Below are 15,389 nucleotides of genomic sequence, written 5' to 3'. Positions count from 1 at the left end.
TCACCGCCCGATCCGGACGGTCACCGCGACGGGATAGTGGTCGGACGCCTTCGAGCGCGGCACCTCGTAGTCGGAGAACAGCAGGTCGTCGGTCCCGAAGACCCAGTCGAGCCGGGCGCCGTCCGGGGTGGTCGGCGACGCGTCGCCGCCGAGCGCCGCGCTGCGCATCTCCGAGTCGAGCATCCGGCCGATCTCGTCGCTGTCGGGAGCGGCGTTGAAGTCGCCCGCGATGATCGTGCGGGGCGCGCCGCCCCACGCGCGCAGCAGCGCCGCGACCTCCCGCTCGCGCTCCTTGCCCTGGTCGCGGCCGCCCTCCAGGTGCGTGGACCACACGTCCATCGTGGTGGAGCCGACGCCGAGCCGCGCCCACACGTACCCGCGGATCTGGGACCAGTCGCCCTTCGGCATCCGGCCCGTCCCGGACCGCCGGACGGGCAGCGAGGTGAGGATCGCGTTGCCGAACTGCTGGTCGGCGGCCGGTCCCCACAGCAGCGTCATGCCGAGCCGCCGCGACAGCCACACCGCCACGTCCGTCGTGCCGGACAGCAGCGACCCGCGGCTCGCCTCCTGGAGCAGGACGACCTGGGCGCGCTGCCCCTCGATCGTCTCGGCGACCTTCTCGGGGTCGAGGCGGCCCTCCTGGCCGACGGCGTCGTGGATGTTGTAGCTCATCACCCGCACCCGGCCGGGCGCCGGGCCCGCCTTCGCCTTGCCGTCCGGCCCGGCGATCGTGAACACCAGCGTGCCGAGCAGCAGGACCAGCGCGGCGGCGCCGGCGGTCAGCGCGCGCAGCGGCGCGCGGGCGGGCAGCGGCCCGCCGCGGGCGGCCGCGATCGCGGCGAGCGCGCCGAGCAGGATCCCGGCGAGGCCGGGCAGCACGTTGTTGGGCAGCGGGAACGGCTGGATCGCGCTGATCTGGTACGGCACGAGGATCACCGCGACGAGCAGCCCGCCCGTCGCCGCGCCGACGTCCACCCGCCAGACCGGCCCGCCGGTGCCCGCGCGGCGCAGCGGCGCCCGGCACGCGACGGCGAGCAGCCACGCCGACAGCACGTGCCCGACGATCACGATCGGCACCACCTCGATGCCGGAGATCGCGTACGTTCCGGCGATCGCGCCCGCGCCGACGCCGAGCAGCGTCCCGCCGAGCACGCACACCCCGCCCGGGACGGCCCGCACGGCGAGGCCGGACGCGAGGAACGCGAGCGCGAGGCCCTGCCCGGCGACCACGATGACGTGCGCGGCCGTCAGCGACCGCCATCCGGACGACGCGACGAACGCGGGGCTGGACAGCACCAGCACCTGGAGGGCGAGGAACGGTCCGAACGCGGCGGCGCCGAGCGCGTCCCGCCAGGACAGGCCGGGCGCGGCCACCGGCCCGGACGCCAGCTCACGGTAGAGGGCCGCGGCGCCGAGCCCGACCCACACCAGGCACACCAGCCAGGGGAAGATCCCGGTGCGCCACACCGGGTCCCAGGTGGCGAACGCCATCCGGACCGCGCTGTCGGCGGCGAGCCCGGCGACGGTCGCGGTGGCGAACCCGACGCCCGACAGGCCGCGCGCCCCCTCGTACAGGGCCGCGACCGCGATCATGCCGACGGCGGTGCCGACCAGCGCCAGCCACGTCTGCGGGGTGAGGACCTGGGCGAGCAGCCGCACGGCGAACAGCCCGCCGACGCCGGCGAGCAGCAGCGCGCGGGGGCCGCCCGCGCGGCGGATCAGCGGCGCCGCGAACCCGGCCAGGAAGATCACCATGACGACCGCGGCGGCGGCGCCGGTCCCGGCGGTGTCGGCGAAGTGGTCGAGCTGGGGCAGGGCGAAGCGCAGGGTCTGCGCGAGCACCGCCACCGTGATCGCGATCAGCGCGAGCCGGGCCGGGCCCTGCGGGACGATGGAGGGACCGGGCGCGGCGTGGCCGCCGCGGCTCGTTCCCGCGTGTGTGCTGGCGTCTGTGCTGGCCAATTGACGAATGCTCCCGGGAGGGACGTGCTGGGGGACGGGCGGGGGCGGACGGGACGTACGGAGCGCCGCGGGTCGTGCCGGTGCCGCGCCCCGTGCCGCGGATCCGCGACTCCGTGGGTCTCGGCCCCGTGGGGTCGCGGCTCCGCTGCGGGCCGCCGTGCGGGGCGTGCCGCCGCGGAAGGCGGGCACGGCCGCGCGGCGGTTCCGTGCGACCCGTACAGCCTGCCGCATGACCGCGCGGATCGCGCGCGGACCGTGCGGGCGTGTCTGGATTCGCGGGGAGAAACAGGTCACGGCCGGAGGACGATCCCAGGGGATCGGCCTCCGGCCGTGATCATGGTTTTTCACCGGCCGCCGCGCGCGCCGTCCGCGCCGGAACCGTCCGAGGCGGACGGCCCCGCCGCGGGAGCGGCGCGCGGGTGGTCAGCGGGCGCCCGCCGGGACCGGCCGGTCGCCGGCCCCGGGACGGGCGTCGTGTCACTGACCGCCGGAGAGCTTCTCCCGCAGCGCCGCCAGGGCCTCGTCGGTGGCCAGCGCGCCACCGCCCGACTCGGACTCGCCGCCGCCGGAGTACGAGGTCTCGCCGCCGCCGCCCGTGCTGGCCGGAGCGGGCGCCGTGTCGGCCTCCGCCTCGGCCTTGCGGGCCTCCTCGATCTGCTTGCGGTGCGCGTCGAAGCGGGAGCGGGCCTCGGCGTACTGCCGCTCCCAGGTCTCGCGCTGCTCGTCGAACCCTTCGAGCCACTCGCCGGTCTCCGAGTCGAAGCCCTCGGGGTACTTGTAGTTCCCCTGCTCGTCGTACTCGGCGGGCATGCCGTAGAGCGTCGGGTCGAAGTCCTCTTCCTCGATGCCCGCGGCGGACTCGTTGGCCTGCTTGAGCGACAGGCTGATCCGGCGCCGGTCGAGGTCGATGTCGATGATCTTCACGAAGATCTCGTCGCCGACCTGGACGACCTGCTCGGGGATCTCCACGTGGCGCTCGGCCAGCTCGGAGATGTGCACCAGGCCCTCGATGCCCTCCTCGACCCGGACGAACGCGCCGAACGGCACCAGCTTGGTGACGCGGCCCGGCACGACCTGGCCGATCTGGTGGGTGCGGGCGAACTGCTGCCACGGGTCTTCCTGGGTCGCCTTGAGCGACAGGGAGACGCGCTCGCGCTCCATGTCGACGTCCAGGACCTCGACCGTGACCTCCTGGCCCACCTCGACGACCTCGGAGGGGTGGTCGATGTGCTTCCAGGACAGCTCGGACACGTGCACCAGGCCGTCCACGCCGCCGAGGTCGACGAACGCGCCGAAGTTGACGATCGAGGACACGACGCCCTTGCGGACCTGGCCCTTCTGCAAGGTGTTGAGGAAGGTCTGGCGGACCTCGCTCTGGGTCTGCTCCAGCCAGGCGCGGCGGGACAGGACCACGTTGTTGCGGTTCTTGTCGAGCTCGATGATCTTGGCTTCGAGCTCGCGGCCGACGTACGGCTGCAGGTCGCGGACCCGGCGCATCTCGACCAGGGACGCCGGCAGGAAGCCGCGCAGCCCGATGTCGAGGATGAGACCGCCCTTGACGACCTCGATGACCGTGCCGGTGACGATGCCGTCCTCGTCCTTGATCTTCTCGATCGTGCCCCAGGCGCGCTCGTACTGCGCGCGCTTCTTGGACAGGATCAGACGGCCTTCCTTGTCCTCCTTCTGGAGGACGAGGGCCTCGACGTGGTCTCCGACGGTGACGACCTCGTTGGGGTCGACGTCGTGCTTGATGGAGAGCTCACGGGAGGGGATGACACCTTCCGTCTTGTAGCCGATGTCGAGGAGGACCTCGTCTCGATCGACCTTGACAACGGTGCCTTCGACGATGTCGCCGTCGTTGAAGTACTTGATGGTCTCATCGATCGCGGCGAGGAAGGCTTCCTCGGATCCGATGTCGTTGACCGCTACCTGCGGGGTGGTCGAGGTGGCCTCGGTGCTGCTCGTCATGTGTCGGCTGGCTCCGGATACGGACATAGTAGGTGTCTGGCGATGCGCGGAGGGCCGGTATCCGCCCTGCCGAGGACCGGAATGGAACGCGGCGATGAACCGCGTCGTTGCACCGAACCGATGTCGACGACCTGACCGAGCGCGAGCCTGCTCCGTCCGAAGCGCGCGCAGACCCACAGCGCAGCGATCAGGATATGGGACCAGGACCGCGTGGTCAATCCGGACGGCGCGGCACCGTCCCGGGAGAACGGGACCGGAGCCGCCGGGTCAGTAGACGCGGGCCATGGAACGGTACCGCTCGTCCAGCCGCCGCTTCTCCTTGCCGGGGAACGTGATCGTGCCCGGATCCCCGTCGGAGGTGTACCGCTGGGCCGGGTGGTCGTCGAGCTCGTCCAGCCAGGCGGTCGAGCAGAACTTCTTGCAGTCGTTCTCCCTGATCTTGCCCTCGGACCGCACCCGGGTGATCGCCCACCGGTCGAAGTCCTTGTCGTACGGGGACTCCGACGGCTTCCAGCCCGCGAGGAAGACCCCCTGGAAACCGTACTGGCCGTCCCGGCGCTGCGCCCACTCGCGCTTCTTCGGCACGGCCCCGAACGGGTAGGCGAACGTGGTCGTGTGCTGCCCGGTCAGCGAGAGGATCCTGCCCTCCATCCCGCCGATCTCGTCCTGGACCTTCTTCTTGGCCATCCTGGACAGGTCCGGGTGGGTGACGGTGTGGTTGCCGATCTCGAACCCGTGCTGGACGAGCCACCGGAGCCCGGCCGCCGCCTGCGGCCCGAGCCCGAACAGGTCGTCGTTCAGGTAGAACGTCGCGACCGGCCGGAAGCCGGGGTGGCGCCGCGCGACGTCCTCGATGATCCCGACGGCCGTGTCGGGCTTGGGATTGCCCTGCGCGTCCAGGCCGAAATGCCCGGGGGTGCTGTCGTCGAAGGTCAGCACGACGGGGTGCTTGCCCGCGGGCACGTCGAACCGTCCGCCGACGAACTCCGCCGCGGTGATCGGGACGTACCCCTCCTCGGCGAGCCGGGTCAGCTCGTCGCGCAGCTCCTTCGTCGAACGGTCGAGGGACAGCTCGGGCTTCTTCAGGATCCGGTGGTACATGAGCACCGGGATCTCGCCGAGCTCGTTGGCCTTGACCGCCGCGGCCGCGGGGGCGGCGGGGGCGAGCGGCGCGGTCGGCGTCGCGGTGGCCGACGCGCTCGCCGACGGGGAGGGCGACCCGCTCCTCGGGGCGTCGGCGCGGGAGCTGCGCGGCGACGCGCTCGGGCTCGGCCCGGTCCGGCTCTCGGCCCCGGCGCGGCTCGCGGACGCCCCGCCGTCCCGGCCCCGGCGGGCTCCGGGGAGCGTGAGCCCGAGGATCACGGCGCACACCACGACGACGCCGGCGATCTTGTGAAGGAGTGGCACGGTCCTCCCGTCGGTCTTCACGGAGAGCGGGACGGCCGCCGCCGCGAGAGCGCGGAACCCTCGGCGGACGCGGCCATGGACAGCGTACGACGCGTCCGACATCGGCGGACAAGCACCCTGTACCCGCCATCGAACATTCACCCCTTACACCCATGTGCCTCCCCTCCGTGACGCCCGCAGGTCCGCGGAAGGCACCGCGCCCGCCCCGGCCCCGCCTTGGCTGACGGCCCATGCACCCGGCAAAGCCGCGCCCAGAGCGCGCAGCCAGAGCGGGGACAGGCGGCAACGCAGCGCACCACGACGGACGCGCCAGCCGGAGGCGGACGCGCCAGCCGGAGGCGAACGCGCCAGCCGGAGGCGAACGCGCCCTGCGACGCAACGACCCGGCATCCCGCGACCCAAGCCCGGCACGGGCACAGCGAGCGCAGCGCATCACGCGGTTGCAGGGCACGGCGGGGCGGGACGGACCGGGACCTGAGCCCAGCGGGACGAGTCTGGCCCGGGCACAGCGCATCACGCGGTCGCGGGGCACGGCGGACCGGCGGGGCGGGGTCTGAGCCCAGTTCGGCGCGGCGGCGGTGGGCGCGGGGCGGGGCGGGGCGGGGCGGGGGTGTGGGACCCGCGGGGCGGGTCCCGCGGGGGTCAGTGGGCGGCGTCCTGCCAGGTGCGGCCGGTGCCCATGGAGACGCCCAGGGGGGCGCGGAGCTCGTAGGCGCCCGCCATCTGCTCGCGGACCAGGGACTGGAGCCGGTCGAGCTCGCCGGGGGCGACCTCGAAGACGAGCTCGTCGTGGACCTGGAGGAGCATCCGGGACGTCAGGCCCGCCTCGCGCAGCGCGCGGTCGACGTTGAGGCTGGCGACCTTGATGATGTCGGCGGCCGAGCCCTGGATCGGCGCGTTGAGGGCCATCCGCTCGGCCATCTCGCGGCGCTGCCGGTTGTCGGAGTTGAGGTCGGGCAGGTAGCGGCGGCGGCCGAGGATCGTCTCGGTGTAGCCGTCCTGCCGGGCCCGCGCGACGACGTCGCGCAGGTAGTCGCGCACGCCGCCGAACTGCTGGAAGTACTCCTCCATCAGCCCGCGCGCCTCCTCGGGCGAGATGCGCAGCTGCTGGGAGAGCCCGTAGGCCGACAGGCCGTAGGCGAGGCCGTAGTTCATGGCCTTGATGCGGGCGCGCAGCTCGGAGTCGATCTGCTCGGGCGGCAGCCCGAACACGCGGCTCGCGGTGATCGTGTGGAAGTCGGCGCCGGAGTTGAACGCCTCCAGAAGCGCCTCGTCCTCGGAGAGGTGCGCCATGATCCGCAGCTCGATCTGCGAGTAGTCGGCCGTGAGCAGCGACTCGTACACGACCTCGGGCGAGGACGGCCCGGCGGGCGCGGCGCCGACGACGAACGCCTCGCGGATCTGGCGGCCCTCGGCGGTGCGGATCGGGATGTTCTGGAGGTTGGGGTCGGTGGACGACAGCCGCCCGGTCGCCGCGATCATCTGGTTGAACGTGGTGTGGATGCGCCCGGCGTCGTCGAGCATCGGGATCAGCGAGTCGACGATGCTCTTGAGCTTGGCGACCTCGCGCCAGCGCAGGATGTGCTCCAGGACGGGGTGGCCGTCCTTCTCCAGCAGGCCCGTCAGCGCCTCGGAGTCGGTGGTGTAGCCGGTCTTGGTGCGCTTGGTCTTGGGCAGGCCGAGCTCGTCGAACAGCACCTGCTGCACCTGCTTGGGCGAGCCGAGGTTGAACTCGCGCCCGACGGCGGTGTGCGCGGCCTGCTCCTCCTCCTTGACCTGCCCGCCGAGCGAGGCCGACAGGCCGGCCAGGTGGTCGGCGTCGACGGCGATGCCCGCGCGCTCCATGCCGGCGAGGACGCCGACGAGGGGCAGCTCGACCTCGTGCAGCAGCCGGGTCGCGCCGCGCTTGTCGAGGTCCTTGTCGAGGACGTCCGCCAGCTCGGCGACCGCGCGGGCCCGCACGGCGAGGTCCTGGGCGGCCTCCTCCTCGCCGGAGCCGTCGAGGGTGAGCTGGCCGGAGTCGTCGGACTCGTTGCGCAGCTCGCGATGCAGGTAGCGCAGCACGAGGTCGGCGAGGTCGAACGTGCGCTGGCCGGGCAGCGCGAGGTAGGCGGCGAGGGCGGTGTCGCTGGTGATGCCCGCGAGGGTCAGGCCGCGCGCGGCGAACGCCAGCATCGGGCCCTTGGCCTCGTGCATCGCCTTCGGCCTGGCCGGGTCGGCGAGCCAGGCGGCGAGGGCCCGCTCGTCGTCCTCGATCAGCTCGGCCGGGTCGAGGCTGACGGCGGGGCCCTTCGGGGAGGCGAGCGCGAGGGCGGTGAGCTCGCCGGTGCCGCGGCCCCAGGTGCCGGTGACGGCGACGCCGATGCGGTCGGCGCCGGTGGCGTTGGACTCCAGCCAGGCGCCGAGCGCGCCGGGCTCCAGCGCGTCGACCTCGACGTCGAAGCCCTCGTCGGCCTCGGGTTCGACGGCGCTCAGCGTCGCGTAGAGGCGCTCGCGCAGCACCCGGAACTGGAGCGAGTCGAAGAGGGTGTGGATCTCGTCGCGGTCCCACTGCCCCATGCTGAGCTGCGGCGGGGTGAGCTCCAGGCCGACCTCGCAGTCGAGCTTGTTGAGCTGCTGGTTGCGCAGGACGTCGCCGAGGTGCTCGCGCAGGTTGTCGCCCGCCTTGCCCTTGATCTCGTCGACGTGCTCGACCAGCCGGTCGAGGCCGCCGTACTTGGTGAGCCACTTGGCGGCGGTCTTCGGCCCGACCCCGGGGACGCCGGGCAGGTTGTCGCTGCTCTCCCCACCAGCGCGGCCAGCTCGCGGTAGCGCTCGGGCGGCACGCCGTACTTGGCCTCGACGGCGGCCGGGTCCATGCGGGCGAGCTCGGACACGCCGCGGATCGGGTAGAGGATCGTGACCCGGTCGTCGACGAGCTGGAACGCGTCGCGGTCGCCGGTGACGATCAGCGTGTCCATGCCGGCCTCGGTGGCCTGGACCGACAGCGTGGCGATGATGTCGTCGGCCTCGAACCCGGCGACCGACATCCGCGGGATCCGCAGCGCGTCGAGCACCTCGAAGATCAGGCTGACCTGGCTGCGGAACTCGTCCGGGGTCTTCTGCCGGCCGGCCTTGTACTCCACGTACTGCTCGTGCCGGAACGTCGGCTCGGACCGGTCGAACGCCACGGCGATGTGGGTCGGCTCCTCGTCGCGCAGCACGTTGATGAGCATCGAGGTGAAGCCGTACACCGCGTTGGTCGGCTGCCCGTCGGTCGTCGAGAAGTTCTCCACCGGCAGCGCGAAGAACGCCCGATAGGCCAGGGAGTGCCCGTCGAGCAGGAGAAGCCGGTCTTTCTTGTCAGGGGTCGCTGCTTTCGTCGCCACACCAGGACTCTAGTCTGCGCGTACGACAGTTTGAGGGAGGCTCAATGACACAGGAGCAGCGGGAGCCCGCCGGGAGCTTCGCGGGTCTCGTGGACGGCGACGCCCACGGCGATCTCGCCAAGGCCATGGGGATCGAGCTGGTCGAGGCCTCCTCGGAGCGGGTGGTCGCGCGGATGCCCGTCAAGGGCAACACCCAGCCGTACGGGCTGCTCCACGGCGGCGCGTCCTGCGTCCTCGCCGAGACCATCGGCTCGGTCGGCTCGGCCCTGCACGCGGGGCCGGACCGGATCGCGGTCGGGATCGAGCTCAACGCCACGCACCACCGGTCGGCGACGGACGGGTTCGTCACGGGCGTCGCGACGCGCGCGCACGGGGGCCGCACCCTCGCCACGTTCGACATCGTGATCAGCGACGAGGACGACCGGCGGGTCTGCACCGCCCGGCTGACCTGCATGCTCCGCGACAGGCCGCCGTCCTGACCGGACTTTCTTTGCGATGGGCCGGGCCGGGTCTGTACCGTTGATCTCACCGGCCCGGGATCACCGAGTAGATAACGTACGCGCCCGGGGAAGGTTCGTACGGCCCCAAAGGTGATCCCGGGCCAACACACGTCCAGGCCCGGCGCGCGTCCCCGGCGGGCCGTCGAGGTCCGGCTCCCAGAGGGCGACACCGGCGACGGCGTTTGGCCGGTTTCGGTTGGATTGCGAAACGGATCGGCCCGTTCCCGGCCGCCGCGCTCCGCCGTACGTTCGGGCCATGCAGCGACCTCTGCCGCGTTCTCTGCACCGTCCCCCCGCCGCCGGGCGGCCCCCTCCGGCTCCCGGCGGCCCTCTCCCGGCCTCCGGCGGCGCCGCCCGGCCCGGCTCCTCGGAACCGCCGCCGCGGCGCTCCTCGTCCTGGTCGCGCTTCCCGGCTGCTCCGGCGACGACGGCGGGGACTCCGGCTACCGGCTCCCGTCCGAGAAGCTCCGCGAGAGCGAGAAGGCGGTGAAGGGCAAGGCGGGCCGCAGCGCCGACATGCGGTTCACCGTGATCGGGTTCCGCGAGGGCATGACCGAGGTGATGGGCACGCACGCGGCGATGGGCGCCCACGGGACGTTCACCAGGATCCGGCTCCTCGCCGCCAACGAGGGCCGCGACATCCAGGTCTTCGACACCTGGAAGCAGCGGCTGCTGACGTCGGACGGCAAGAGCCTCTCCCCCGACGTGAACGCCACGATGGTCAAGCGGCAGCCCGAGCGGCTGTCGGTGGGCGCCGCGATGCGCGCGGAGTTCGACCTGTGGTTCGACGTCCCGAAGGGCGTGAAGGTCAAGGGCGTGCAGCTCTTCGGCTCCCCGCCCGTCGGCGCCGTCACCGACCCGGCGCCCGTCCGGATCAGCCTGCCCTGACCCGGCGCGCGAACGCGGCGTGCCGCCCTCGGACAGGACGGCACGCCGCGTTCCCACGGATCAGGGCGCCGTGCCGCCCTCGCCGTCGTCGGCGCGCGTGCCCGCGGGGTCGGCCGAGTCGGCGTCGGCAGGCCCGCCCGCGTCGGCGGACGTCGCGGAGGGCTCCGGAGCCGGAGCCGGCGCGGCGGGCGGGGCGGCGGTTCCCTTCGCCGCCCCGAGGTCGCCGCCGAGGTACGCGGCGCGGACCTCCGGGTCGTCCAGCAGGTCGGCGGCCGGGGCGGTCTTGACGACCCGGCCGGTCTCCAGCACGTACGCGCGGTGCGCGATCTGGAGGGCCTGCTGGGCGTTCTGCTCGACGAGCAGGACGGTCGTGCCGCGCCGGTTGATCTCCTGGATGATCGTGAAGATCTGCTGCACCAGCATCGGCGCGAGCCCCATGGACGGCTCGTCCAGCAGCAGCACCTTCGGCTTGGCCATCAGCGCGCGGCCGATCGCGAGCATCTGCTGCTCGCCGCCCGACATGGTGCCGCCCGCCTGGTTCTTGCGCTCGGCGAGCCGCGGGAACAGCTCGTACGCCTCCTTCAGCTCGGGCGAGGAGTCGCCCTTGCGGGCGTACGCGCCCATCAGGAGGTTCTCCTCCACCGTCATGCCGGGGAAGATGCCCCGGCCCTCCGGCGCCTGCCCGATGCCCGCGAGGACGCGCTTGTGCCCCGGCATCTTGCTGATGTCCTTGCCGTCGAACACGATCCCGCCGCCCGACAGCGGCCGCAGCCCCGACACCGTCTTCAGCGTCGTGGTCTTCCCCGCGCCGTTCGCGCCGATGAGGGTGACGATCTCGCCCTCGTCGACCGACGCGGTGATGCCCTTGAGCGCCGCGATCTTTCCGTAGTGGACGTGGATGTCCCTGATCTCAAGAAGCATCGGCCGGAGCCCCCAGGTACGCCTCGATCACGCGCGGGTTGTTCTGCACCTCGGCCGGGAGCCCTTCGGCGATCTTCTGCCCGAAGTCCAGCACCGCGATCCGGTCGCTGATCCCCATCACCAGGCTCATGTCGTGCTCGATCAGCAGGACGGTCACGCCGGTGTCGCGGATCTCGCGGATCAGCTCCTGGAGCGCGACCTTCTCCGCCGGGTTCATGCCCGCCGCCGGCTCGTCCAGCAGCAGCAGCCGCGGCTCCGTCGCGAGGGCGCGGGCGATCTCCAGCCGCCGCTGGTCGCCGTACGGCAGGTTCTTCGCGGCCTCGTCCGCGCGCCGCCCGACGCCGACCAGGTCGAGCAGCTCGCGGGCGCGCTCGCGGCCCTGCCGCTCCTCCCGCCGGTGCCAGGGCAGCCCGAGGGACGCCCCGGCGAGCCCCGTCCGGTGGTGCGCGTCGGTGCCCACCAGGACGTTCTCCAGCGCCGTCATGTTGTGGAACAGCCGCACGTTCTGGAACGTGCGGGCGACGCCGAGCTTGGTGACGACGTACCGCTTCTTGCCGTCGATCCGCTTGCCGCCGAAGACCACCTGGCCCTCGGACGGCCGGTAGACGCCGGTCGTGACGTTGAACACCGTGGTCTTGCCCGCGCCGTTCGGCCCGATCAGGGCGAAGATCTCGCCCTGCGCGATCGTGATGTCGACCTCGTTGAGCGCCACCACGCCGCCGAAGCGCATGGTCACGTCGCGCAGCTCCAGCACCGGCGCGGCGTTCTCCGTGCCCGCCGTGCCCGCCGCCTTCGTCGCGTTCGCCGCGTTCGTCGCGTCGCTCACTTGCCCACCTCCGCGGTCGCGCCGGCCGCGCCGGGGCCGGCCACCTCGGCGCCCATGCTGCCCATGCCGCCCGTTCCCTCGGCGAGCTCGGCCTTGCGCTGCCGCGACGGCCACAGCCCCTCGGGACGGAAGATCATCATCAGCACCAGCGCCGCGCCGAAGATCAGCATCCGGTAGTCCTGGAGGCCGCGGAACCGCTCGGGCAGCCACGCCACCACGAACGCGCCGAGCATGACGCCCGGCATGTTCCCCGAGCCGCCCAGCACCACGCCCGCCAGGATCAGCGCCGACACCAGGAACACGAAGTTCTCCGGGTTGATCGACGTCTGCTTCGCGGCGAACACCACGCCGCCGCTGCCGCCGATCGCCGCGCCGATCGCGAACGCCGCCAGCTTGAACTTGAACGTCGGCACGCCCATCAGCTCGGCCGCGTCCTCGTCCTCGCGGATCGACGCCCACGCGCGGCCGACCCGGCTGTGCTCCAGCCGCTTCACGAAGATGATCGTGAGGACGATGAGGAACACCAGCAGGTAGTAGTACGGCCGCGAGTCCAGCAGCGCGTATTTCAGCGGCTGCACCCCGAAGACCTCGAACTCCGACAGGGTCGGCGGGTGCGGGATGCCCTGGATGCCGCGCGGGCCGTTCACGTACGAGCTGTTGTTCGCGGTCTTCTTGACGATCTCACCGAACCCGAGGGTCACGATCGCCAGGTAGTCGCCGCGCAGCCGCAGCGTCGGCGCGCCCAGGATCACGCCCGCGAGCGCCGAGAACAGGATGGCGAGCAGCAGCGTCTCCCAGAAGCTCCACCCGTACTTGGTGGCGAACGAGGCGATCGTGTAGCCGCCCACCGCGTAGAACGCGACGTAGCCGAGGTCCAGCAGGCCGGCCATGCCGACCACCACGTTCAGGCCGAGCGCCAGCAGCACGTAGATGGCGATCTGGTCGGAGAGCATCGTCGGCCAGTCCGTGCCGCTCGGGGCCATGAACGAGCCGATCGCCTCGTTCGGCAGCCACAGCGCCACCAGCACTAGGAGGACGTACACCCCCAGCGCGCCCAGCCGGGCGCGACCGTCCACCAGTCGCGCAGCGGATCGAGGGACAGCCCGGTGCCCCGCTTGCCGTTGCCGTTCTTCGAGAGGTTCATGCGCGCGCCTGCTGTAGGGACTCACCGAGGATGCCGGTGGGACGGAACATCAGGACCAGGATCAGCACGGAGAACGCGACGACGTCCCGCCACTCCGAGCCGAACAGGCTCGACCCGTACATCTCGAACAGGCCGAGCGCGAACCCGCCGACCAGCGCCCCGCGGATGTTGCCGATGCCGCCGAGCACCGCCGCCGTGAACGCCTTGATGCCGAGCAGGAAGCCGGTGAAGAACCACGCCTGCTCGAACCGCAGGAAGTACAGCGCCGCGGCCACGCCCGCCATCGCGCCGCCGACCAGGAACGTCACCGACACGACCCGGTCGATGTTGACGCCCATCAGCACCGCGGTCTCGGGGTCCTGCGCGGTCGAGCGGATGCCGCGGCCGAGCTTGGTGCGGTTCACGAACTGGTCCAGCGCGATCATCATCAGCACCGCGCCGACGAACACGATGAGCTTGTCGTTGCTGATGTGGATCGGGCCGAGGTCCACCACGTCGTTGCGGCTGACGAAGTGCTCGTTCAGCGGGAGCTTGCCGCCCTCCTTCGAGGTGTCGAACACCCACGGGATCACCGTGGTCGCGAAGAGCTGCTGGATGAAGATCGAGGCGCCGATCGCGGAGATCAGCGCCGCCAGCCGGGACGCCCCCTTCTTGCGCAGCGGCCGGTACGCCGCCACTTCGAGGAGCAGCGCGCTGCCGCCGGACACCGCGCCCGCCACCAGCGCCATGACCACGGCCACGCCGATCAGGCCGATGCCGCCGGCGCTGCTCACGCCCATGGTCTGAACGGTCCACAGCGCCGCGAACGTGCCGACCATGAAGATGTCGGCGTGCGCGAAGTTGATCAGGCGCAGCACGCCGTAGACCATCGTGTAGCCCAGCGCCACCAGCGCGTAGATCGCGCCGAGCGAGAGGCCGTCGATGGTGGACGGCCAGAATTGATTGATGAAGTCGTCGAGCACCTTTGGTCGCCTTTGTGAAAAGGAGCGGGAGCGCTCGTGGCGCTCCCGCTCCCGCGCCGTCAGGGCCCCCGGAGCCCGGGGACGGCCGGCCGGGCGGCGGGGTGCGCCGCCCGGCAACCGCGTCCTTACATGGTGGGCTGCGCGTCCTTGCTGTTGCCGAGCAGCGGCAGCTTGTTGCCCTTCACCTCGTAGACGAAGATGTCCTGCGCGGCGAGCTCGCCCTTGGCGTCGAACTTGATCGGCTTGCCGACGCCCTGGAAGCTCTCCGTCTTCATGAACTCGTTGATGTCCCCGGTGGTCTTCTTGCCGGCCTTCAGCGCCTCGATGAACGCCGTCGCCGCGTCGTAGCCCTCGCTGGAGTAGATGGCGACCTCCGAGCCGAACTTCGCCTTGTAGTCGTCGGCGAACTTCTTGGCCTTCGGGTTGGTCTTGCCCTCGGCGTCGATGATGCAGCCGCAGCTCAGCAGCGCGCCCTGCGCGTTCGCCTGGCCGGCGCCCTCGATCAGGCCGGTCGCCAGGGAGCCGTCGCCCGACATCATCTTGCCCTTGTAGCCGGCCTCCTTGAGCTGCTTGAACAGCCGTCCGGCCACGGCGTAGTAGCCGCCGTAGTAGACCACGTCGGGCTTGTAGCCGACGATCTTGTTGACGGTGGAGGAGTAGTCCTGCGCCTTGTCGTCCACCGCGTCGTTCTGGACCTGGGCGCCCTTGGCCTTCACCGCGTTGCCGATGTTGTCGGCGAGGCCCTTGCCGTAGTCCTGGTTGTCGGAGACGGTGAAGACCTTCTTGGCCTTCAGCGCCCGCGTGATGAAGTCGCCCGCGCCGGCGCTCTGCACGGCGTCGTCGGCGACCACGCGGTGCCAGTACTTCCAGCCCTTCTCGGCGAGCGTGATCTGCGTCGCCGACGGGCTCACGCTCGGCACCTGCGCCTCGTCCAGGATCGGGTTGGTCGCCTGCGACTCGCCCGAGAACGCCGGGCCGATGAGCCCGACGATCTTGTCCTGCTTGATCGCGCCCTGGACCAGGGTCGTCGCCTGCTCCGGCTTGCCCTGGCTGTCGTACTTCTTGAGCTTGATCTTCACCTTGGGGCTGGTCGCGTTGTACTGCTCGACCGCCAGCTGGGCGCCCTGGTAGGGCGGGATGACCAGACCCGAGTTATCGCCGGTCAGGTCACCCATGAACCCGATGGTGACCTCGTCGCCACCGCCCGAGTCGTCATCGTCGCCGCCGCACGCCACCAGGCCGAGCGCGAGCACCGCGCTCACCGCCACAGCACCGGTGACCCTCATCTTGTTGCGCCGCAAGGTGCCCAACCTTTCCATCCGGATCCGGGAGGGGATCGGGTACGAGTTATTCCCCGACGCCGAATCCCGGAAGGAGAAATCGGTCACTCGGGGACCAGCTATGTCGTACACCGACTACCTAGCCCAGAACAGCACCCCCGGA

9 protein-coding genes and 2 pseudogenes are annotated in these 15,389 nt (G+C 71.8%); 2 read left to right on the top strand and 9 right to left on the bottom strand.

The window, feature by feature from the left end; translation table 11 throughout:
• The 4 genes and pseudogenes from GEV43_RS30515 to polA form a co-directional block, all read right to left on the bottom strand.
• Entirely contained in the window at positions 1-1,962 is a 1,962-nt protein-coding gene (locus GEV43_RS30515) for an endonuclease/exonuclease/phosphatase family protein (RefSeq protein WP_241683102.1), read from the bottom strand.
• A 477-nt stretch (positions 1,963-2,439) separates the two neighbouring features.
• Positions 2,440-3,930, bottom strand: coding sequence for a 30S ribosomal protein S1 (rpsA, locus tag GEV43_RS30510; protein ID WP_160823628.1), 1,491 nt, complete (start codon positions 3,928-3,930; stop codon positions 2,440-2,442).
• 267 nt (positions 3,931-4,197) lie between these two features.
• A complete protein-coding gene (locus GEV43_RS30505; protein WP_160823627.1) occupies positions 4,198-5,337 on the bottom strand; it encodes a polysaccharide deacetylase family protein in 1,140 nt (379 codons plus the stop codon).
• A gap of 642 nt (positions 5,338-5,979) precedes the next feature.
• A pseudogene (gene polA, locus GEV43_RS30500) lies at positions 5,980-8,705 on the bottom strand (DNA polymerase I).
• Between the two features lie 44 nt (positions 8,706-8,749).
• Between polA and GEV43_RS30495 the strand changes: the two are divergent.
• Together GEV43_RS30495 and GEV43_RS30490 are read left to right on the top strand one after the other, a co-directional pair.
• Entirely contained in the window at positions 8,750-9,184 is a 435-nt protein-coding gene (locus GEV43_RS30495) for a PaaI family thioesterase (RefSeq protein ID WP_160823626.1), read from the top strand.
• Positions 9,185-9,406: 222 nt separating this feature from the next.
• Positions 9,407-10,093 carry a DUF4352 domain-containing protein gene (locus tag GEV43_RS30490; RefSeq protein WP_160823625.1) on the top strand — a complete coding sequence of 229 codons (687 nt, stop codon included), beginning with the start codon at positions 9,407-9,409 and terminating at the stop codon, positions 10,091-10,093.
• Between the two features lie 219 nt (positions 10,094-10,312).
• Here GEV43_RS30490 and GEV43_RS30485 read toward each other — a convergent pair.
• The 5 genes and pseudogenes from GEV43_RS30485 to GEV43_RS30465 all read right to left on the bottom strand — a co-directional run.
• Positions 10,313-11,014, bottom strand: a pseudogene (locus tag GEV43_RS30485) (ABC transporter ATP-binding protein); the annotation flags it as partial.
• Positions 11,004-11,744, bottom strand: coding sequence for an ABC transporter ATP-binding protein (locus tag GEV43_RS30480; RefSeq protein ID WP_160824876.1), 741 nt, complete (start codon positions 11,742-11,744; stop codon positions 11,004-11,006). The pseudogene GEV43_RS30485 and the gene GEV43_RS30480, both read right to left, overlap by 11 nt.
• A 92-nt stretch (positions 11,745-11,836) precedes the next feature.
• Entirely contained in the window at positions 11,837-12,916 is a 1,080-nt protein-coding gene (locus GEV43_RS30475; RefSeq protein ID WP_309239916.1) for a branched-chain amino acid ABC transporter permease, read from the bottom strand.
• A 64-nt stretch (positions 12,917-12,980) separates the two neighbouring features.
• The gene (locus tag GEV43_RS30470) at positions 12,981-13,946 is read right to left on the bottom strand and encodes a branched-chain amino acid ABC transporter permease (RefSeq protein ID WP_160823623.1); all 966 of its coding nucleotides are present in this window, start codon (positions 13,944-13,946) and stop codon (positions 12,981-12,983) included.
• A gap of 125 nt (positions 13,947-14,071) precedes the next feature.
• Positions 14,072-15,247 (bottom strand): branched-chain amino acid ABC transporter substrate-binding protein, encoded by a 1,176-nt coding sequence (locus tag GEV43_RS30465; RefSeq protein WP_241683101.1) that lies wholly within the window; start codon positions 15,245-15,247, stop codon positions 14,072-14,074.
• Positions 15,248-15,389 lie beyond the last annotated feature (142 nt).

The organism is Actinomadura sp. J1-007 (assembly GCF_009793335.1).
In the GTDB taxonomy this organism is placed as follows: Bacteria; Actinomycetota; Actinomycetes; order Streptosporangiales; family Streptosporangiaceae; genus Spirillospora; species Spirillospora yumaensis.
The sequence above is the reverse complement of the archived record's forward strand: the minus strand, read 5'-3'. Positions and strand labels throughout refer to the sequence as shown.